The sequence below is a fragment of the Pseudomonas sp. 008 genome (assembly GCF_016861935.1).
In the GTDB taxonomy this organism is placed as follows: Bacteria; Pseudomonadota; Gammaproteobacteria; order Pseudomonadales; family Pseudomonadaceae; genus Aquipseudomonas.
Map to the genome: position 1 here is coordinate 142,692 of NZ_BOMA01000001.1, position 21,712 is coordinate 164,403.

16 protein-coding genes are annotated in these 21,712 nt (G+C 59.3%); 14 read left to right on the plus strand and 2 right to left on the minus strand.

Features of this window, described 5'->3' with window-relative positions:
* Window positions 1–3 precede the first annotated feature (3 nt).
* Complete coding sequence (locus JUI81_RS00625) at window positions 4–1,413, plus strand: efflux transporter outer membrane subunit (RefSeq protein WP_019649715.1); 1,410 nt, start codon at window positions 4–6, stop codon at window positions 1,411–1,413.
* 104 nt (window positions 1,414–1,517) lie between these two features.
* Here JUI81_RS00625 and JUI81_RS00630 read toward each other — a convergent pair whose 3' ends face one another.
* Window positions 1,518–2,084: a TetR/AcrR family transcriptional regulator gene (locus tag JUI81_RS00630; protein ID WP_019578903.1), complete on the minus strand. Its 567-nt coding sequence runs from the start codon at window positions 2,082–2,084 to the stop codon at window positions 1,518–1,520.
* Window positions 2,085–2,362: 278 nt separating this feature from the next.
* On the opposite strand from JUI81_RS00630, the gene JUI81_RS00635 reads away from it, so the two are divergent.
* The 3 genes from JUI81_RS00635 to JUI81_RS00645 all read left to right on the plus strand — a co-directional run bounded on the left by JUI81_RS00635 (window position 2,363) and on the right by JUI81_RS00645 (window position 5,652).
* The gene (locus JUI81_RS00635; RefSeq protein ID WP_019578904.1) at window positions 2,363–2,545 is read left to right on the plus strand and encodes a hypothetical protein; all 183 of its coding nucleotides are present in this window, start codon (window positions 2,363–2,365) and stop codon (window positions 2,543–2,545) included.
* Window positions 2,546–2,613: 68 nt separating this feature from the next.
* Window positions 2,614–4,725, plus strand: coding sequence for an enoyl-CoA hydratase/isomerase family protein (locus JUI81_RS00640; RefSeq protein ID WP_204123376.1), 2,112 nt, complete (start codon window positions 2,614–2,616; stop codon window positions 4,723–4,725).
* Window positions 4,726–4,869: 144 nt separating this feature from the next.
* Window positions 4,870–5,652, plus strand: coding sequence for an SDR family NAD(P)-dependent oxidoreductase (locus JUI81_RS00645; RefSeq protein ID WP_064617855.1), 783 nt, complete (start codon window positions 4,870–4,872; stop codon window positions 5,650–5,652).
* An 8-nt stretch (window positions 5,653–5,660) separates the two neighbouring features.
* Here JUI81_RS00645 and JUI81_RS00650 read toward each other — a convergent pair whose 3' ends face one another.
* Window positions 5,661–6,242, minus strand: coding sequence for a TetR/AcrR family transcriptional regulator (locus JUI81_RS00650; RefSeq protein WP_204123377.1), 582 nt, complete (start codon window positions 6,240–6,242; stop codon window positions 5,661–5,663).
* A 405-nt stretch (window positions 6,243–6,647) separates the two neighbouring features.
* On the opposite strand from JUI81_RS00650, the gene JUI81_RS00655 reads away from it, so the two are divergent.
* From JUI81_RS00655 to JUI81_RS00700, 10 genes are all read left to right on the plus strand, one after another.
* Entirely contained in the window at window positions 6,648–8,072 is a 1,425-nt protein-coding gene (locus JUI81_RS00655; RefSeq protein ID WP_019578907.1) for a DUF1329 domain-containing protein, read from the plus strand.
* A gap of 21 nt (window positions 8,073–8,093) precedes the next feature.
* Window positions 8,094–9,740, plus strand: a complete 1,647-nt coding sequence (locus tag JUI81_RS00660) for a DUF1302 domain-containing protein (RefSeq protein ID WP_308442590.1) — start codon at window positions 8,094–8,096, stop codon at window positions 9,738–9,740.
* 26 nt (window positions 9,741–9,766) lie between these two features.
* Complete coding sequence (locus JUI81_RS00665) at window positions 9,767–12,151, plus strand: RND family transporter (RefSeq protein ID WP_239077630.1); 2,385 nt, start codon at window positions 9,767–9,769, stop codon at window positions 12,149–12,151.
* 10 nt (window positions 12,152–12,161) lie between these two features.
* Window positions 12,162–13,106 (plus strand): YCF48-related protein, encoded by a 945-nt coding sequence (locus JUI81_RS00670; protein ID WP_019578910.1) that lies wholly within the window; start codon window positions 12,162–12,164, stop codon window positions 13,104–13,106.
* A gap of 245 nt (window positions 13,107–13,351) precedes the next feature.
* The gene (locus JUI81_RS00675; protein WP_019578911.1) at window positions 13,352–14,635 is read left to right on the plus strand and encodes an acyl-CoA dehydrogenase family protein; all 1,284 of its coding nucleotides are present in this window, start codon (window positions 13,352–13,354) and stop codon (window positions 14,633–14,635) included.
* A gap of 55 nt (window positions 14,636–14,690) precedes the next feature.
* Window positions 14,691–15,824 (plus strand): trans-acting enoyl reductase family protein, encoded by a 1,134-nt coding sequence (locus tag JUI81_RS00680; RefSeq protein WP_204123379.1) that lies wholly within the window; start codon window positions 14,691–14,693, stop codon window positions 15,822–15,824.
* 10 nt (window positions 15,825–15,834) lie between these two features.
* On the plus strand, window positions 15,835–17,394 hold the full coding sequence (locus tag JUI81_RS00685) for an AMP-binding protein (RefSeq protein ID WP_064617864.1): 1,560 nt from the start codon (window positions 15,835–15,837) through the stop codon (window positions 17,392–17,394).
* A gap of 17 nt (window positions 17,395–17,411) precedes the next feature.
* Entirely contained in the window at window positions 17,412–18,650 is a 1,239-nt protein-coding gene (locus tag JUI81_RS00690) for a thiolase family protein (protein WP_019649722.1), read from the plus strand.
* 11 nt (window positions 18,651–18,661) lie between these two features.
* On the plus strand, window positions 18,662–20,029 hold the full coding sequence (locus JUI81_RS00695) for an FAD-binding oxidoreductase (RefSeq protein WP_019578915.1): 1,368 nt from the start codon (window positions 18,662–18,664) through the stop codon (window positions 20,027–20,029).
* A gap of 209 nt (window positions 20,030–20,238) precedes the next feature.
* Window positions 20,239–21,711 carry an FAD-dependent oxidoreductase gene (locus JUI81_RS00700; RefSeq protein ID WP_026331649.1) on the plus strand — a complete coding sequence of 491 codons (1,473 nt, stop codon included), beginning with the start codon at window positions 20,239–20,241 and terminating at the stop codon, window positions 21,709–21,711.
* Window position 21,712 lies beyond the last annotated feature (1 nt).

Below are 21,712 nucleotides of genomic sequence, written 5' to 3' on the forward strand. Positions count from 1 at the left end.
CTCATGCGTATTTCAGCTTTTTCTACGCTGGTGATCGCCATGCTGCTGGGTGGTTGCTCGTTGGCGCCCACTTATGAGCGGCCCGTTGCGCCGGTTGCGGATAACTGGGCGGGTGAGTCGATGAAGCAGGGCAGTCCGATCAACCAACTGGTGTGGCAGACGTTTATCGTCGATCCCGACCTGCGCCGCCTGGTGGTGATCGCTCTCGAGAACAACCGCTCACTGCGCCAGACGCTTCTGGATATCGAGCAGGCCCGGGCGCAATACCGCATCCAGCGTGCCGACCGGGTACCGGGGTTGAATGCCAACGCAGCGGGCAATCGCCAGCGCTTGCCGGCGGATTTGGCCAACGACGGCCGGGCGGGCGTTGCCAGCAACTATCAGGTCGGCCTGTCGCTGCCTGAGTACGAGTTGGATCTGTTCGGTCGGGTGAAGAGCCTCAGTGACTCCGCGTTGCAAGAGTACCTGGCCACCGAAGAAGCCGCACGCGCGGCGCAGATCGCACTGATCGCCGAGGTCAGCCAGGCTTATCTGGTTCACGATGGCGCCCAACGTCGTCTGGATCTGACGCAACAAACCCTAATCAGCCGCGAGTACTCGTTTGTCCTGATCAGCCAGCGCCGCTCGAACGGTACGGCGACCGCGCTGGATTACCAGGAAGCACTGGGATTGGTGGAGCAATCGCGCGCAGAGCAGGAAAGCAATCTGCGGCAGAAGCAACAGGCCTTTAACGCGCTGGTTCTGTTGCTCGGCACCAAAGATGCGGCGAAGTCGATTCCCGAACGGTTGCAGAAGGAGCCGATGCTGGTTCAAGACATCGCGCCTGACACCACCTCGACGCTGATCGAACGCCGACCGGACATTCTCGCCGCCGAGCATCGTCTGCAGGCGCGCAATGCTGACATTGGTGCGGCGCGCGCGGCGTTCTTCCCGCGTATCAGTCTGACGGGCAGCTTCGGCACCTCCAGCGCGCAAATGTCCGGTTTGTTCGACGGTGGATCACGTTCCTGGAGCTTTGTCCCCAACCTGTCGTTGCCGTTGTTCGATGCCGGACGCAATCGAGCGGGGTTGAGTCTGGCCGAAGCCCGCAAGGACTCTGCGGTGGCGGCGTATGAGGGCACGATTCAGACGGCGTTCCGCGAGGTCGCCGATGCACTGGCCGCTACCGACACCTTGCGCCGGGAGGAAGCCGCCCGACGCGCGCTGGCCAATACCAGCAGCGAGACGCTGAAACTGGCCAAGGCCCGTTATGAAGGCGGCATCGACAGTCACCTGCGTTACCTCGACGCCCAGCGCGCCAGCTTCGTCAACGAGACGGCATTCATTGAGGTCAGCACTCAGCGCCAGATTGCCTTGGTCGATCTGTTCCGCTCGCTGGGCGGGGGATGGTCATCGCAAGCAATGGCCAGATAAGACGCTGGCAAGCGCTCCTTGGGTTGGCGCATCCAACCTGTTTTTTTAGCCCCGTGGACCGTCAGGTCGCGGGGCTCTTTTTTTGGAGGAGTGAGGAGTAGGGATTATTGGGGACGTACTACGCAGGCAGCGCCATGCAGGAACATCTGCTCCAGCACATTGGCTGAGTTGGCACTTGCCGCGCGCCCACGGCGTTCCGCATCGACCATGCCGAAGATCATGGTCAGGAACAGTTCAGTGAAGACCGCAGCGGTGACATCAATGCGGAAGGCGCCCAATTGCTGGCCGCGCAGAAAGAATGCATCAAGGGCATCTGCATAAGACTGCCAACGATCACCTTCGCCATTTACCGCGAAGGTGTCGGGGCGATACTGAAAGAGCAGGAAGACCAGCATTTCACGATGCGCCAAGTGCTCATTGATCAGACTTCGCAGCGCTTCCACCGGCTCGCCGTGCAACAGGTCGGTCGTGGTGGTGATCTGGTTGAGCACCGTCTCTCCATGGCTTTCCATCATCTGCACCAGGTTGTCACGGGTGCCGCAAAAGCGGTGCAGGGTGGCCTTGCTCACGCCAGCGGCTTCAGCCAGTTCCTTGAGCGTCGCACGAGGGCGATCAACGATGGCCAGAGCCAACGCCTTGATGAGTCTTTCGTCTTGGGGAGTCAGGGACATCAGTAGGTCTCGGATCGAATTTCAATGCTGGAATTGTGCAGGAAAAGCTCATTACTGCAACGAAAACCACAGAACAGGAGGAGATTACTTCATTTGAGACATTATTTGCTCAGTTGTGGCTCTCAAGGTTGCCCACATCAATAATGTTTTTGAGTGTCATGATCTGCAAAAAACATGGCGTGATCTGCCAAGCTTTTGCATCTGCCAGTACCCAGAATCGAAACCCTCAATAACAAAAGACACTGCATTTGGCTCCCGCCAGATGACGGAGGTTTCCGATGCGCCCGATTCTTTTTTCCTGCCTGGCCGTGACCCTGATCTCACTCGCCATTTACTCCATTCATAGCTTCTACTCGCGGGGTTCCTATGGCGCTTTTGGCTCCGCGGTATCCAGGCACGTGGCGGTCTCCCAGCCGAATTATCCCGTCGCCAGCATGGGCGAAGTCTTCAGAAGTTTTTGATAAACCGCCGTTTCCGAGCTGAAGAACGCCGATTTCAATACCCTGGAAATGCCAGTAAGGGCTCCCCAATGTGCGACCTCATCCACTACCGTGTCGAAGACGGTCTGGCCCTGATAGGCCTGAACCGTGCACCGGTCAACGCACTCGATCAGTCATTGCGCGCAGCTCTCATCAATGCCTGCGAGCGCGCTGCTGCCGACATTACCGTGGGGGCCATTATTCTCTATGGCGCACAGGGGCTGTTCAGTGCCGGTGCCGATATCAAGGAGTTTGGCACCGAGGCCTGCTTTGCCGAACCCAGCTTGCCCGGCACCCTGACACGCCTGAGCGAAATCCATAAACCGTTGGTTGCCGCGCTCGGCACACTGGCGCTGGGAGGAGGGCTGGAGCTGGCCCTGGCCTGTGGATACCGGATTGGCGAGCCGGGCGCGCGCATGGGACTGTCGGAAATCAATCTGGGCCTGTTACCCGGCGCTGGCGGAACTCAACGCCTGCCCAGGCTGATCGGCGCCGAATCGGCACTGAACCTGATTCTGTCCGGTGAACAGATCGATGCTGAGCGCGCTCGCATGCTAGGCATCCTCGACCGCATCGCCACCAGTGCCGAGCAATTGCTGGATGAAGCGCGTGCTTATGCCCATGAGCTGATCGACTGCGGCGCCCCGGCGCGGCCGGCAGAGGCCTGGCCAAACCCCGCCGAAGACCTGCCGGATGATTTCCTCGCGCGTTACCGCGTTGAGCATGAACCCCGCTGGAAAAGCCGTCTGGCGCCACGTCTGGTGCTCTCTGCGTTGGAAGCAGCCTGCCTGTTGCCGATGGAAGAAGGGCTCGTGCGGGAACTGACGTTGTTCAAGCAGGCTGAGGCGTCACGCCAGTCCAGGGCGCTGCGCCATGTGTTCTTCGCTGAACGTGAAGCCCGGCGTATTCCGCAGATCGAGGCAGCCGTTGCACTGCGCAAGATCAACAAGATTGCGGTAATCGGTGCCGGCACCCTCGGTTGTGGTATCGCCATGAACTTCGCCGATGTCGGCATTCCCGTGGCGTTAATGGACCTAGATGGTCGTACGCTGAATCGTGGCCTCGAGCGAGTTCGCGAAAACTATCAACTTAGCGTCAAGCGCGGAAAGCTGAGCGCCGTACAAGTGCAACAGCGGATGGAGTTGTTGTTTGGCACGCTCGACTATGCAGACCTGTCTGATGCCGACCTGGTCATCGAGGCGGTGTGCGAGAAGATGGAAATCAAACAGCAGGTGTTTCTCTCTCTGGAGAAGTTCTGCAAGCCGGGTGTCATTCTCGCGACCAACACCTCATCGCTCGATATCGACGCGCTCGCGGCGACCGTTTCCCGCCCGCAAGATGTGATTGGTCTGCATTTTTTCACTCCTGCCAACGTCATGCGTCTGGTGGAAATTGTGCGTTGCCAAGCCACGGCGCCGGACGTGGTGGCCACCGCCATGGACATCGCCGGGCGTATCGGCAAGCTTCCGGTCATCTCGGGGAACGGCGCAGGTTCTATTGGCAATCGCATGCTCGAACCTTATGCCCGCGAAGCCCATCGCCTGGTGTTGGAGGGGGCGACACCGGCACAGGTCGATGCTGTGCTGACCGGTCTGGATTTGAACATGGGTGTATTCAGCATGCTGGATCTGGCCGGTATCGATGTGAGTTTCTTGATGCGCGAGGCTAATCGCGCGGCCATTGCCCATGACCAAAGCTATTGCTGCCTCGCTGAAGAACTGTATGCCTTGGGGCGATACGGTCAGAAGAGTGGGCGTGGCTTTTATCTCTACGAAGGACGTAGCCGTACGGAAGACAAAGAGATCGTCACGCTGGCCGAACAGCTTGCCAGGGAACTCAACGTTACCCGGCGTTGCATTGAAGACCTGGAGATCCATGATCGTTGCTTGTTCACGATGATCAACGAGGGGATCCGCTTGCTGGACGAAGGCATTGCCTTGCGCGCCAGCGACATTGATCTGGTGTGGATCAACGGCTACGGATTTCCCGCCCATCTCGGCGGCCCGATGCATTACGCAGAACAGTTGGGCCTGGACACGGTGCTCAATCGCATCCTCCACTATCGCCACGTGCAGGGCGAATACGGCGAGATGTGGTTCCGACCGGCGGCGCTGCTGGAGCGTCTGGTCGCCGCCGGCAAGTGTCGCATCGAAAAAATCTGAAAAATCCTCTTTCTCCGGGGGAGGGCCAGGATAAGGGCGACCACGCATCACCCATACCCTGGCCCGAACCCGGAGGAAGGGGGCCTGTCTGCCTGTAAAACGCGCTAGCGCAAGACGTACCGTCATTCTTTTCGAGGTGTATTGATGACTCACGATTTCGCCCAGAACTTTTCCCTTGCCGACCGAACCGTGTTGATCACCGGTGCCTCCAGCGGCATCGGTGCGCACCTGGCACGGGTCGCCGCTCGTGCCGGCGCCCGGGTGGTTCTGACTGCGCGGCGCCTCGAAAGGCTTGAACAAGTGGCCAGGGACATTGAGTGGGAGAGCGGCCAGGCGCTGTCGGTCGCACTCGACGTCACTGACCGGGCCAGCGTCGAGGCGGCCTTCGATGTTGCCCAGACGCATTTCGGCGTGGTCGACGTGGTCCTCAATAACGCCGGCATTGGCAACGGCCAGCGCCCGCTGGAGATCAGTGAAGAGCAGTGGCGCGCCATGCTTTCGACCAATCTGGACGGTGTCTGGCGGGTGGCTCAGGTCGCCGCGCAACGGCTGGCCAAGGCCGGGCGTGGCGGTAGCATCGTCAACGTTGCCTCGATTCTTGGATTGCGCGTCGGAACCGGTTACAGCCATTACTGCGCCGCAAAAGCCGGCGTGGTGCAATTGACCAAGTCACTGGCGCTGGAGCTTGCGCGGTACAACATCCGGGTCAACGCCATCGCGCCGGGCTACTTCAAGACCGAAATGAACGAAGACTTTTTCGACGGCGACAAGGGCAACAGCTACATTCGTGAGCTGGTGCCCATGCGCCGATTGGGCGAGCTGCACGAACTGGCAGGCCCCTTTCTACTGCTGGCGAGCGACGCCGGTACATTCATGACTGGCAGCGTGCTGGCCGTGGATGGCGGCCATCTGGTCAGCAGCATCTGATGATCCACTCAGTGACTGGCCACCAAAAGGGCCAGCGCAGTGCAAGCCGTCTCGGTTTCGGCCCTCAGGCGTTGCAGATCGCCATGGGCAGACCACGCAATGGTCAACCCATCGACCAGATGAATCAGCAGTCGGCTCACAGCCTTCAAAAACGCCTCTTCCAACTCAGCCCCCATGGCTCGTTCCAGCGCCTGCTCCGTCGCCTCGATGGCCACTGAGTAGATCTTGCTCGCCATTTCGAGGTCATTGCGCATCGCCCAGAAGAACAACTCTATCTGCGCCTTGGCCGCGTCCGGATGGTCGATGAACCACGTGATCAATTGCCGTAAAACTTCCGCCGCGGTTTCAGCGGCTGTCGTCCCGGCAGGCACATGCTCCAGGGCTTGATGAGGCAGATTGAACAGCGATTCGTAGACTGCATAAAAGAGATCGTTCTTGGTGTGGAACACGTAGTGCAACGATGCCAAGGGACAACCGGCCGCCGCCGCAATGCGCCGGGTAGTCGCATTGGCGACGCCGTGTTCGGCAATCACCTTGACCGTCGCTTCAACGAAATCCTGCCTGCGTAATTCAGCGCCCATTCTGGCCATAGATCAGCAATCTCCAATATTTCCTGACGCCCCGTGGTGGCGGTGGGCGGTGTCGACGCTAGCGGATGCTACAGCAACGAATCGCCAAACGTCATGGATGCCTGTGCGTTGCGAAACCGTTGCACCATTATTGGTAACGAGTGTTTCGTTAATTCCCGGTTTGGTGCGTGCCAACGAAACACCTAGCTACGTTTTGAGAAACCATCGTTGGCCAAATCTTCCCGAGGTTCCCCCAATCGATTGATAAAAAACAACTATTTCCAACGCTGTGGATCTTGGCACCGGCCTTGCTTTGATCAAACGACTTGGTCATTTGATCAAGTCAGATGATTAGGTTAGCGCAGGCAACGTGTTACCGCCTTAAAAACGGACACATTGCTGATCAAGGCCCACGAGGATCCTCCAATGAACACAGTAATTGAGTGCCCCAATAATGAAGTCTTCACACGGGGCGGGATCAGACATCTGATTGCGGCCATCGCCGCATCGGCTTTCATCTGTACGGGGCAAGCGGCAGAAAAGGATCCTGCGTTGCTCGGTACCCAATTGACCCCACTGGGAGGCGAGGTCGCGGCGAGCGCCGATGGTGTCATTCCGGCCTGGACGCCACCAGGCCCACAGGGTGCCAGCTGGAGTCATGGCCAAGTGCGCGGGCAGCAATGGAAGTTCAAGGACGACAAACCGCTGTTCAGAATCGATTCGGGCAACGTCGCGAAATACGCCAGCAAGCTTTCGCCTGGCCAGGTGGAAATGTTCAAAAAGATTCCGGGTTACCGGATGGATGTGTACCCGACGCGTCGCAGTTGTGGCGTACCCGATTTCGTTGCAGAAAACACCAAAAAGAACGTCGGTTTCGCCAAACTCGACGGCGATGGCCTGGCGCTGCAGGAAGCCTACGTGCCCGGTATTCCGTTTCCGTTTCCGACCTCGGGTGCCGAGGTCATGTGGAACATGAAAATGCGCTACCGCGGCGTCGGCTTCGATATGTCGAAAACCGTTTCCGGGATTTCGCCACGCAAGGGCAGTGAAGACTGGCTGCGAACCTCCACCGACTGGTTCATGTACACGCCATGGGGAGTGAAGGGCAGTGCGCTGTTTTCCTCATTCGATCGCCTCGAAGTCGCGACCTACTTCAGCTACTCCGACCCCGCAGCCCTTGCCGGGCAGGCCGGGGTGGTGACTACCAAGGCTGGCGAGCAAGCCACCACGTTCTACTACTTCCCGGGCCAGCGCCGCGTACGTCGCATGCCGGCGTATTCCTACGATGCGCCGCAAATCGGTCTCGATAACCAGTACACCATCGATGAGTCCAATGTGTTCTTCGGCCCGATGGATCGCTTCGACTGGAAGCTGGTCGGCAAGCAGGAAATGCTCGTGCCCTACAACTCGTTCGGTGCCTACGACAACTCGGCGAAGATCGAGGATGTGGCCAAGCGCGACTTCATCGCCCCCGAATCGCGCCGCTATGAAATGCACCGTGTCTGGGTGGTCGAGGCTACCGTACGCCAGGGCATGCGCCATCAGGCGCCGAAGCGCCTGTTCTACATCGACGAAGACAGCTGGAACGCGCTGATGGCGGTGGATTACGACAAGCAAGGGCAAATCTGGAAAGTCCGCGAGGGTTACACGATCCCGGTCTACGAGACTGGCACCTGCGATATGGAAGCCCAGGCGCAATACAACCTCGTTGATGGTCGCTACCTGTACGACATGACATCAATTGGTACCGGCAAGAACGACCATCGCTGGCTGACCGATAGCGCCAACAACCCTCGTCTGAAACGCGACTTCTACACCTCAGACAATCTGCGCGCCACCAGCGAACGCTAACAGCAGTTTCCGGGAACAGACATGAAAAAAATAATCAGTAAAACCTCAGGTCTTGTCATCGCGTGTGCAACCCCATTTGCCATGGCGTTCACCTTTGAAACCGAAAACATTCACGGCTCATTTGATTCCACCCTCGCCGTGGGCATGGGGCTGCGCACCGAGTCTCGCGACTGCAACCTCATCACCAGTGGCGCCAGCGGGCACAACCCTCCCAGCGGTTGTCTGTCGCCCAGCGCCAATATCGGTGATCAGGGCGACCTGAACTACGACAGGGGAGACTTGTTCACCAACTACATCAAGGGCACCCATGAATTGGTGCTGAAGTTTCCCGAAGACTACACGTTCATGGCGCGCGGTAGCTGGATCCGTGATTTTGCGGCGACCGACACCAGCGGCGCGTTGTCGGCCAACCGGCCAGAAGGCGTCGGCAACGACGGCCTCACCAGCGATGCTCGGGATGATCTGGAGTTCAAGGCTCGCCTGCTCGATCTGTGGGTGAGCAAGAGCTTCGATGTCGGTGACCAGCGTGTCCGCGCTCGTCTGGGCAATCAGGTAATCAACTGGGGCGAGAGCTTGTTCGCTGCCGGCGGCATCAACAACACCAACGCTTACGATGTCATGGCGTTGTCGCGACCCGGCACCCAGCTCAAGGAAGCCCTGCTGCCGGCGCCGATGTTGAGCCTCGCGTCCGGGCTCGGTTCCGGCGTAAACATCGAGGCGTATTGGCAATTCAACTGGAACAAAAGCGAGTTACCACCCGTGGGCAGTTACTGGTCCACCACCCACGCGCTGGGCGAGGGCAGGGGCGCCTACGGTTACGACGAAAAAGACGCACGCAACGGCGGCCAATGGGGTGTTTCGCTGCGCTGGCAGCCAGACAACACCGATCTCAACCTTGGCCTGTATGTGATGCGTTATCACGACAAGCTGCCGTCACTGACGATGCAGGTGCTGGACCCGGAAACCTTCGCCCTGGCGCAAACATGGGAGTACCCGGAAGACCGCATGATGTACGGCATCAGCGCCAATATGCCGATCGGCGACTGGGCGGTGGGCACAGAACTGTCATACCGTCCCAAAGACGCGGTACCGCTCAACCCGGTAATCGACGCCTGTGCCAGCAACGGTGGCAAATGCTGGAAAGACGAAAAGAAACTGCAATGGCACCTGACCGGCATCTACAGCATGACGCCGTCCAACTCGCCGACATTGCTCGACTTCACCGGTGCCAGCACCGGCACGCTGTTGAGCGAACTGGTGGTCGTGAAATACCCGGGCCTGCATAACGACTACGCCGGCGAACCGATTGCCGCCGGCCTCAATACCTGGCAACTGGATCCGGCCATCCCGCCAAGCGCCAAGGGCAACAAAACCTCTTCCGGGATCAGCCTCGATTTCAGCCTGACGTATGACAACACGCTGATTCCTGGCTGGCAGGTCACGCCGGGGGTGTTCTATTCGCGATCAATCAAGGGACGCACACCCAATCTGTCGGCGACGTTCACCGAAGATGCCAGCAGCATGAACCTGTACCTCAACTTCGTGCGCAATCCGGCGAGCTGGCAGATCTCTGCCAACTACGCGAAGTTCATGGGCGGCAAGACCCCTTACGATCAACTGCTGCGTGATCGTGATTACGTCGGTCTTGTGGTTTCCCGAACCCTGTGAGGCGCGCCGTGAATAGTTCGCTGAAAATGACAGAAACCAAAGTGCGCGGCGTGTTGCCGCGCATCGAGCAGTGGTTGTTTACCCATCGCCTGTTGACGCTGTTGAGCCTGGCCGTGTTCACCGTGGGCATGGCCTGGTTTGCGGTGCAGTTGCGCATGGAAGCCGGGTTTGAGAAACAGCTGCCCATCGGCCATGAGTACATCGAAACCTTCGAGACGTATCGCAATGATCTGCTCGGTGCAAACCGGCTCACGGTAGTGGTCAAGGCTCGGAGTGGAACGATCTGGAGCAGAGCAGGGCTCAAACGTCTTTATGATGTAACCCAGGCCCTGATTTTCCTGCCCAACGTCTCGCGCAGCAGCGTGCGTTCATTATGGACGCCCAACGCGTTCGTCAACGAAATCACCGAGGAGGGCTTTCGTGCCGATCCATTGGTGCCGGGCACGGTGACGCCTGAGAGTCTCGATGAGGCGAGCATTGCAATGATCGCCGACTCGACGGCGCAGGGCGGCTTTATCGGAACACTGGTGGCTCGCGATCAGGGCAGCGCGATGATCACCGTGGATCTCAACGAATTCGATGCTGACGGCCAACGCCTCGACTATGTGGCGTACAACCGGGTCCTGGAGCAAAAAATTCGCAGTCAGTTTGAAGACAAAGACTTCGAGCTCCAGATCATCGGTTTCGCCAAGCAGATCGGTGACATTGCCGAAGGTGCCTCGGCGGTTCTGGAGTTCTGCCTGCTGGCGCTACTGCTGACGGCTGCTGCGGTGTACTGGTATTGCCATTCGCTGCGTTTCACGTTGCTGGCGGTGGGCTGTTCGCTGGTGTCGTTGATCTGGCAGTTTGGCGCCCTGCGTTTGCTCGGCTACGGACTTGATCCACTGGCGGTTTTGGTGCCTTTTCTGGTGTTTGCCATTGGCGTGTCCCATGGCGTTCAGCAGATCAATTTCATCATCCGTGAAATCGCCTGCGGCAAGTCGGTGGAGGGTGCGGCACGGGCCAGTTTCAGCGGGTTGCTGATCCCAGGCACGCTGGCTTTGGTGACCGCATTCGTGTCGTTCGTGACGTTGTTGCTGATCCCGATTCCCATGGTTCGGGAGCTGGCCATCACCGCTTCGCTCGGGGTGGCGTTCAAGATCATCACCAATCTGGTGATGCTGCCGGTGGTGGCGTCGATGCTGCGAGTCGACTCGGGCTACGCCGCGGCCGAAGAAATTTCCCGCCAGCGTCGTGCCCGTTGGTTGCACGGTTTTGCCCGATTGACCGAATGGCACAACGTGCGCTGGGTGCTGGGCATGGCCGTGCTGATCTTTGTCACGGCGGCCTGGCAGAGCCATGATCGGGTTGTCGGCTCCTTGCAAGCCGGTGCACCGGAGTTGCGCGAGGACGCACGCTTTAATCGCGATGCGGTCTCCATCGCCAGCAACTATGACATCGGCCTGGATTGGCTCAGCGTGGTCTTCGAGGCCAAAGTCGACGCAGGGCCGAACGCCTGCGAAGACGTCGCCCTCGGCCAGTACCAGGATCGCTTTGTCTGGGCGATGCAGGGCGTGCCAGGGGTGGTGTCGGTCACCTCGTTCTCCAACAGTCTGCGACAGTTCAACGAGGGCTATAACGAGGGCAACCCGAAAATGAACGCGGTACCCATCGACCCGACCAACTACTCATCGATGGCCGCCGAGGTGGCTCGCGTGCCAGGAATGATGCGTCCCGATTGCAGCATGACGGCGGTGCATCTGTTTCTCGCCGATCACAAGGCGACGACCATTCACCGAGTGATCGCCGCCGCCAAGGCATTTCGTACTCAGTTCACTCAGGATGGGGTGAGCGTACGCCTGGCTTCCGGCAATGCCGGGGTTATCGCTGCGATCAACGAAGAGGTGGAACGCAGCGAGCTGCCGATGATGCTTTACGTCTATGCCGCGATCGCTCTGCTGGTGTTTATCGTCTACCGCGACTGGCGCGCCGTGCTGGTGTGCTGCCTGCCGCTGACACTCGGCACCTTCATCGGCTACTGGTTCATGAAGGAGCTGCAAATCGGCCTGACCATCGCCACCTTGCCGGTAATGGTACTGGCCGTCGGCATCGGCGTGGATTACGCCTTCTACATCTACAACCGTCTGCAACTGCACCAGGCTCTAGGGCAGCCGATCACCAAGGCCGTCGAGCACGCCTTGCTGGAGGTGGGTGTGGCAACGATTTTTACCGCCATCACGCTGGCAGTGGGCGTGGCCACCTGGGCGTTTTCCGATCTCAAGTTCCAGGCCGACATGGGCAAGCTGTTGGCCTTCATGTTCCTGGTCAACATGGTCATGGCCATGACCGTACTGCCTGCATTCGCCGTGTGGCTGGAACGGACATTCCCACGGCGGCGCCCGGTGCGCCTGATCGGCTCACTGGTGCATTGAGGAGACCCCGATGCGAAACCTGATTCCTTTGATTGTTCTTATGTTGCCGGCATTGCTACAGGCTTCTCCCTTGCCGGCCGTACCCGCGACGCAAACCGCCAACGCCAGTGCCGCCACGCTGTTGAGCGCTTCCTGGGCCGGGGAGCGAACCGTTGCCGTCGGCGATCACGGCATGGTGTTGTTGTCGGATGACCACGGGCAGCGCTTTCGTCAGGCGACTTCCGTACCGTTGTCCACTCCGTTGACCGGTGTTTCCTTTGCCGATGCCAAACAGGGTTGGGCCGTCGGCCACTGGGGAGCAATTCTCGCCACTAGCGATGGCGGTGATGTCTGGCAGGTTCAACGATTATCCAGTGCAGAAGACCGGCCATTGTTTGCCGTGCACTTCTTCAACCCGACGCAAGGCGTCGCAGTGGGGCTGTGGTCGCTGGTGCTGACAACCGATGACGGCGGCAAGACCTGGATCGAACAGAAAATCGACGCGCCACCCGGATCGAGTCGTGCCGACCTGAATCTGATGGGACTGTTTGCCGATGAAAAAGGGCGCTTGTATGCCACCGCAGAGCGCGGCCAATTGTTGCGCTCCGACGATCAGGGCAAGCACTGGCGCTACCTGGATACCGGCTACAGCGGCACGTTGTGGACGGGGGCTGTCCTGAGTGACGGCTCGCTGCTGGTGGGCGGACAACGCGGCACGCTGCTGCATGGTTCCGCAGACGGCTCGAGCTGGCAGCGCGTGCCGCTGCAAAGCAAAAGTTCAGTCACAGCCATCGATGTCTCAGAGCGAAAAGTCATCGCGGTGGGACTCGACGGTTTGATTGTGCGCAGTGACGACGGTGGACAGAGTTTTCACGAGCAACCCAGCGGCGACGGTGTTTCGCTCACGGCGTCGCTGCTGAACAGTGACGGCTCACCGATTCTGTTTTCACGACGAGGCGTCGTCCCTCAGCACTGATGCCGCTGCGATGTCGGGAGGCTAGCGCGATGCCCGTTTCCCGACATTTGGCTTGGTCATTTTCTAAAACTTCCTGATGATTTTCGGCCGGTTCCCCCGTGCCTGAAAGCGTTTTTTCACGCGCAAAATAATAAACATAACAGTTGTTGCGTTAAATAATTTTGCTTGTTAGAGTCGATCTCAAATAACAAGACGCAGAACGTTGCAAAGCGCAACGGCCTGCCATTCTCGATGGAGGTACTCTGATGATCTCGCTCAAATCGACGCTTACCCTGCCAGCTGCCGGGCTCTCCGGCTTCGAAACACCGCTGACAGAAGAGGAGGCTGCGATTCAGGCCTCCGTCCACCGCTTCGCCAAAGAGGTGTTGCGCCCCTTGGGGCGTGAGCTGGACCGCATGACACCGGAAGAGGTGATTGCCCCAGGCTCGCCTTACTATTCGATGTTCAGCGAGTTCGCCAAGTTGGGTCTTGATCCGGCGCTGTTGGCACAGTTGCCACCGGATATGGCGATACGGATCGAATCACTGATCGGCGAAGAACTCGGTTGGGGCGATGCCGGCCTGGCAGTTTCCCTTGGCTGTGCTGACTTCCCGCTGCAAATGGCCGTCGCCGCCGGCAATACCGAATTGGCCGAGCTCTGCCAGGGCCGGATCGGTTGCTGGATGGCCACCCAACCCGATCGTGGTAGCGACAACCAGATCTTCGATATGGCGCGTGACTGGCCGGCAGGAAAGCCTGGAAATATCGGCAACCTGACCGCCAAAGTGGTCGGCGATGAAATCATCCTCAACGGTCAAAGCTCGGCGTGGGTATCCAACGGAGCCGTCGCGCAGGTCGCGCTGGGTATGATCTGCGCCGATTACGGTGACGGTTTCTACGATGCCAACGGTCGGCCGCATGGTATTGCGGTGATCATTCCGCTTGATCTCAAAGGCGTGTCTAAAGGCAAGCCGCTGGACAAGATCGGTCAGCGTTCCCTGCCACAAGGCGAAATCTACTTCGACAGCGTGCGAGTGCCCCGGCGCTTTGCAATCGCCGAGCGCGAAAACTACTACGGCGCCGTCAGCTCTTCCTGGTCGTTTGCCGGCACGCACATGAGCCAGGTGTTCACCGGCGTCGCGCGCGCCGCATTCGAGATGGCGTTGCAGTACTGCCATGAACGCCGCCAGGGCGGTCATCAGTTGATCGACCACCAGATGACCCGCCTGCGTCTGGGCGAAATGCTGCGCCGTGTCGAGGCCGCCCGCGCTGTCGCCCGACGTTCGCTGAGCTTCGCGCGTCTGTCGCCGCAAACCCATCCCTACGCCACAGCTGCTGCCAAGGTCACGGTGACCGAAGAGGCGATGGCCGTTGTGCAAGAAGCCTTCCGCCTGTTCGGTGGCAACGGCACCACCCGCGAATACCCGATCGAGAAGCTATTGCGCGACACCCAGTCCTCATTGATCGAGGACGGCGAAAACCGTGTCCTGACCATGCGTCTGGGGCTGCTGGCCCAGCAGCTTTATGCCGAAGGCTGGGCGAACAACTGACCCTGAAGATTCACCCGACATCACTCATCCAATAACAACAATGAGGTACATCCCGATGGCCAAATATCCTGTGGTTGTCTACGGCGCCAGTGGTTACACCGGCATGCTGATCATGGACTGGTTGATCGACCAGCACATCCCGTTCACCGCCGTGGCGCGCAACGCCGGCCGTGCCCAGGAAATGATGGCGCAACGCGTTGTCGGCCTGGAGTCGGCGACCTACGAAATCATTGAGTGCCCCCACGAGGTCGAAGCGTTGACTTCGGTGTTCAAAGGCGCGCGCGTGGTTTGTAACACGGTCGGACCATTCATCAATTTTGGCCTGACCGCCGTTGAAGCGGCATTGAAGGCCGGCTGTCATTATCTGGATCCTGCCGGTGAGCAAGCGCACATTCGTGCCTTGCGCGACCAGTTTGGCGAGCTATACCGCCAGGCTGGGCTGCTGCTGTCCCCATCGCTCGCGTACATGTACACCTACGCCGAGATCGCCGCCGAGCTGGCCCTGGAAACTCCGGGCGTCGATTCGCTGGAAACCGCAACCCTGACCCGTGGGCCACGTACCGGTGCCGCCGGTGTGACCGTTGGTTCAACGGCCACCATTTTCGAAGGCATGCGCTACCCCGGCGCCTATCTGTGGGAGAAGGCACTGGTGCCATATGCGCCGAATACGAGCTTCAACGTGGTCTGTCCCGATCTGCTGGAGTCGGTGTTCTGCCTGCCATGGGGCGGCACTTCGTTGCCGGTGTTCTATGAGGAGGATAGCCGGGTGCGCAGTTGCATGTCCTGCGTTGGTTTCTACGACAACCCGGTGATGAAAATGGTCCACGGCCTGGGTGAGAAGTGGGAAGCCGAGTACAAACACCTGCCGAAAGAGCAGCAGGACGCGGTGATCAATAGCCTCGTGCAGTCGACCACGCCGAGCATGCCACCGCGCGAGCGCAGCACCTTGCAACGCACCGTCGACTTCGCGATCGGCCGCGGTCAGTTGACAGCGGTGCGTGCCACCGTGCACGGCATCACGCCCTACATCGCCACCGGCGCCTTGCACGCGGCAGCCGTGGTCAAGCTGTTGAACAACGATAGCGCCAAGGTCGGTTTTGCATCGGCCTCGAAAGCCTTCGGTCATCGCTACCTGCTGGGCTTCCTCGAACAGCGTGGCTTGGCTCGCGCAACCGTTACCCAACTGTGAAGTGACCGACATGGCGATTATTGATTTCTTCGACCGTGGCTGGCGGATCAATCCGCACGGCGCGGCGTATATCCAGGATGACCGGGTTTTCACCTTTACCGACGTCCGCAACTTGTCATGCCGTATCGCCAATGCACTGTTGGCCGAGGGTTTGCCCAAGAGCACCAAGGGTGCGATCTGGTCGGCCAACGATGCCGTGGCCTGGACGTGCACACTGGGTCTCTGGCGCGCCAACATGTGCTGGATTCCGGTTGGCGCTCGCAACAGTGCCGAAGAGAACCGTCATGTGCTCGATGCGTTCGACTGCGAGGTGCTGTTTTTCCAGAAGGAGTTCGCATCCATCATCGACGCGTTGCGCCCGAGCTTGCCGAAAATCCGTTTATGGATTTGCATCGACGAACATCTGCCCGAAGCACCTTCGCTTAAAGTCTGGATCGAAGGTCAGCCGAACACGCCACCCAAGGTCGAGTATCAACTCGACGATGTAGTGGCGATTTCGCCAACCGGTGGCACCACAGGCTTGCCGAAGGGTGTGATGAACACCCATCGCAGCATCCAGACGTTCTGTGCGCACTTCATGATCAACTTCCCTTATGGGGATGAGCATCCACCGGTCAACCTGGCGGCGGCACCGATGACCCATACTGCCGGCACACTGTCCCTGCCGTGCACCTCGCGGGGCGGCACCGTGGTAGTTATCACCAAGCCGGACCCGGCGCTGATGCTGGCGATGATTCCGAAGTACAAGGTCACCGAGACTTTTCTGCCACCGACGGTGATCTATCGCCTGCTGGATGTTCCAAATCTGGCGCAGAAGGTCGATTTCAGCTCGTTGAAATACTTTCTTTACGGCGCGGCGCCAATGTCGGTGGAGAAGCTCAAGCAAGCGATCGAAACCTTTGGCCCGGTGATGGCCGGCGGATACGGCCAGACCGAAGCGCCCGCATCGATTTCCAACCTGCCGCCCGCCGAGCATCTGCAAGGTGGACGACTGGCATCGGACGAGCGTCTGTCATCGGTCGGCCGCCCCAATCCGCTGATTCGCGTCGAGATCCTCAGCGACGCCGGGGAGATTCTCGCCCAGGGCGAGTCCGGCGAGATCTGCGTACGCGGTGACCTGGTCATGAAGGGTTATTACAAGGACCCGCAGAAAACCGCCGAAACCATCATCGACGGTTGGCTGCACACCGGTGATATCGGCCATCTCGACCCCCATGGCTACCTGCACATCACCGACCGCAAGAAGGACATGATCATCTCCGGTGGTTTCAACGTTTATCCGAGCGAGGTCGAGCAGGTGCTTTGGGCCCATCCGGCAGTGCAGGACTGCGCGGTGATCGGCGTGCCGGACGAGCAGTGGGGCGAGAGCGTCAAGGCCGTCGTCGAGCTGAGTGTTGGACAAAGCGTCACCGCCGAAGAGCTGATCAGTCTCTGCAAAGACCGACTCGGATCGGTCAAGTCTCCGAAAACTGTGGATTTCATTGATGCATTGCCACGCAGTCCTGTTGGCAAGGTGTTGAAGAAGGATCTGCGTGCCCAGTACTGGCAAAGCGTTGATCGGCAGATCTGACGTCGAGGAGTTAAATGATGGAACCCATTTACATAGCCGGCATCGCCATGACCCAATTCGGACGTCATCTGGAGCGTAGCCTTCAGGATATGGCTCTGGAGGCGTTGCAGGGGGCTCTGGCAGACGCCCGCGCCCAACGCTCCGACATCGAGGCAGTGTTTTACGCCGGCATCACCAACGGCCATCTACAAGGCCAGCTCTCCATCCCGGGGCAGGTGATGTGCAGCAAGATCGGCATCGAAGGTGTGCCGGTCTACAACGTCGAAAACGCCTGTGCCTCGGGCAGTACTGCGGTTCATCTGGCGGTGCAGAGCTTGCGCTCGGGGGCTACCGATGTGGTGTTAGCGTTGGGCGCCGAGAAAATGAACGTGCCGGACAAGTCGCGGGCACTGGCACTGTTCGAAACCGGCTGGGATGTTTCCACCGCCGAGGAGAACTACGCCACGCTGGTAAAAATGGGGGAGGGCATCGTTGTTCCGCCAGGCTCGGAGTCTGATCGCCCGTACAGCAAGTTCATGGCCATTTATGCCGCCATGTGCCGTTGGCACATGAAGACCTACGGCACCACACAGCGGCAGATCGCGGCGGTGTGTGCCAAGAACCATCAACACTCGGTGCACAACCCTTATTCGCAATTTCGCAAGACCTTCACCATCGAAGAGGTACTGGCGGCGCCACCGATCACCTATCCGATCACGTTACCGATGTGCGCGCCGTTGTCCGACGGCGCGGCCGCCGCGATCATTTGCACCGAGGCGGGCCTGAAACGCATCGGGGCCGATCCGAAACGTTGTGTGCGAATCGCCGCCAGCGTGATCCGCAGTTTCACCTTGCGTGGACTGGATGAGCCGCACAAGCACGTCAGCCTGTTGGCTGCGCGCCAGGCCTACGAGATCGCCGGGCTCGGCCCGCAGGACATGCATGTGGCCGAAGTTCACGACGCTTCGGCAATGGGGGAAATCATCCAGTCGGAAAATCTCGGACTGGCGCCGCTGGGGGAGGGTGGAATTTGCGCCGAACGGGGCGATTTCACCCTGGGTGGCCGCATACCGATCAATACCTCCGGCGGCCTGGAGTCCAAAGGTCATCCGCTCGGCGCAACGGGGATCGGCCAATTGTACGAGTTGACCACTCAATTGCGCGGGGAAGCCGGGGCGCGCCAGGTACACGGCGCGCGGCATGCCATCCAGGAAAACGGCGGCGGTCTTCAAGGTGTTGAGGAAGCAGCGGTCGCTATTCACATCCTGAGTCGATAGGAGCGCATCACATGTCCATGACCTATCAAGCGCAAGAGCTGGAAAGCCACTTTGCCGGCGGGCATTTCCGCCGGTTGGGTGGCTGGGTCGAGAGTCCGGTTGATCTGCAGCCGGAGCTCGAAGGCGATGTCAGCGCGGATGTCATCGTGATCGGTGCCGGTTTTGCCGGGCTGTCTACCGCCCTGGAGCTTACGGCGCTGGGTGCGAAGGTAATCATCCTTGAACAGGAATTTGCCGGTTTCGGTGCCAGTGGTCGCAATGCCGGTTATCTGGGCGGAAGCATCGGCATTGAGTTCGAGCTGTTCTTGAAACGTGTCGGTCACGAAAAGGCGAAAAACATCGTCAGGTTCTACGACGAAGGTGTCGCCTACGTCGAAGGCCGATTGCGCGAACTGGGTATCGACTGCGACTACAACGCCTCGGGAATCATCAGGGCGGGCATCCATCCTTCCCAGGAGAAAAAGCTACGCAAGAGTATGGCGGTTGGCGACGAACTTGGCTCCCGTACCGAGTTCCTGGATCAGGCTCAAATGCGTGCACGGGGGATTCCACCGGCGTTTCTGTTTGGCTGCCTGCAACGTCATGGCGGTACGTTGGACCCCGGAAAATACGTGATGGGGCTGCGGCGGGCGGCGCTCCAGGCAGGCGTGAAACTGTATGAGAATACAAAGTTGGTGTCGTATTCCGACGGGGCGACGATCACCTGCCAAACTACGCGCGGCCGCGCGATAGCTCCGATTTTGGTGCTTGCAACCAATGCCTATACGCCGCAAATCGGGCTTCTGCGCGACAAGATTGTTCCATTTCGGGTGTCGGCAGTCGAAACCGAGCCATTGTCTGCGCAGCAGTTGGCGTCATTGGGATGGGCAGGACGGGAAGGGTTGATGACACCGCACTGGACCATGGAAAGCCATCGTCTGACAGCGCGTAATACGTTGCTGCTGACCACCAAACGGCTCGGCTATGTCTACGGTTCCAAAACCCCGAACATTCCCGACGATGTTGCCTACCGCGAGCTGGAAAACACGCTGGGGGCACGTTTCCCGACTTTGCGCGGTATTGGTATTCAATCGTGCTGGAGCGGCTACGTCAGCATGGCCTACGACGCGTTGCCGGTGGTGGGCGAAACCGGAACCCACCACAACATTCTCTACACCGCAGGCTGCTCCGGACACGGCATCGCCACCCAGTCGCTGATCGGGCATCTGCTGGCGGAAAGAATCGGCGGTATCGAGCATCCGTTGCTCGCTGCGCTGCGCCACAAAACCCCGAAAACATTGCCAGAGCCGCTGCAATGGTGCGCCGTGAATCTGGCGCTAGGGGTGGCAAACAGCCTCGACGAATACACCAACCGCAAGGTTGCACGCACTCATCGTTAATCGCTGAGGGCACGTAGAACAACGCGTTAAAGGAAGACAACACGCTGATTTTCAGTGGTGGCACAGGCCTTGAAGTCATTGGCCGGGCAGGCGCTCGCCAGCAGAAAGACAAAATGGATTTTGTTTCTGCCACCGCTTTTTTTTACTGCCGCACGAACGCTCTGTCATGAGCGTTCAATCCAACAATAACGTTATGTGAGGCATCGATTATGAACACTGACGCCCCTCCAGATTTAAAACGAAGACAATTGCTCAAACTGGCCGGTGCTACAGCGGCGGTGGGATCGATTGGTTTGAACATCGGCCTGGCCAATGCCGCCGATACGCTTTTGAAAGACAGCTCGGACAATGTTCTCGACGTGGTGATCATTGGTGCAGGCCTTGCCGGTCTAACGGCAGCCCGCGATCTGCATCTGGCGGGTTGCCAGTCGCTGTTGGTGCTCGAAGCGCGCGATCGTGTAGGCGGGCGCACCCTTAATCACGATCTGGGTTCAGGCTACATCTCCGAGGTCGGAGGCCAGTGGATAGGCCCGGGGCAAACGGCTGTAGCGGATCTCGCCCGAGAGCTTGAGGTGGGCACCTTTCCGAGTTTCTACGACGGTGAAACCATCATCCTCGGCGGTGACGGACGTGTCGCCGTTGATTTGAAAGGCACGTTCGGCACCGATGAAGCCGTTTCGGCAAAGCTCAGTGAACTGTCGCGGGACGTGCCGTGCGGTACACCGTGGAAGTCACCCAGGGCCGCCGAATTGGACAAGCTCTCGGCAGGTGAATGGCTGGCTCAACAGAACATCAAGCCTGAGGATCGGGCAGGGTGGAACGCCAGTTTCCTCCTGACCTGCGGTGTTACGCCGGCAAAGATGGGCTTTCTGCATTTTCTGTCGATGATCAACTCGGCCGGTTGCGAATATATGCGGCTCGACTCAATCAAGGACAGCGCGCAGGGCACACGGATCGTCGGTGGTTCGCAGATTCTCAGCAGCAAGATGGCGCAGCTGTTGGGCGACAAAGTTCGCTTGTCCTGTCCAGTACGAAAGATTACCGACTGGAATCGCGACATCGTCAGACTCCAAACGGATCAAGGCGAGATACGTGCCCGGCGGGTGATCATGGCGATTCATCCCGCACTCTGCCAACGCTTGCAGTTCGATCCGCCGCTGCCCGAAGCCCGTGCAGCCTTGCAACGTGCCTGGCCGGCACACTCTCCGGCCCGCAAGACCGCGATGGTCTACCCGCGGCCTTTCTGGCGTGACAAAGGCTTGAACGGCCACATCATTCAGGTGGGGGGCCCGGTCATCTGGGCTTACGACAACTCACCGCCCAACGGTGAAATCGGAGTCATCAATGCATTCGTCATGAATGCGGCAGCACCTGCTGATCCTGAAGCCGCTAAACGTGTGCAGACCGAGATCTATGCGCGTGCCTTGGGGGACGAAGCGCTTAACCCCGTCTCCTACCACGATCATGACTGGGCGCATTTCGACCCATGGACGATCACTTGCGTGTCGCCGATTCCTCCAGGCTTCTGGTCGACTCATGGCGAGGCGCTGCGTCCACCCTGCGGCAATCTGTTCTGGTCGGGCACTGAAACTGCTGATATCTGGGCAGGCTACATGGATGGTGCCGTACGCGCCGGACACCACAGCGCCTTACAGGTGCTCAACGCCTTGCGTCGGGCATAGG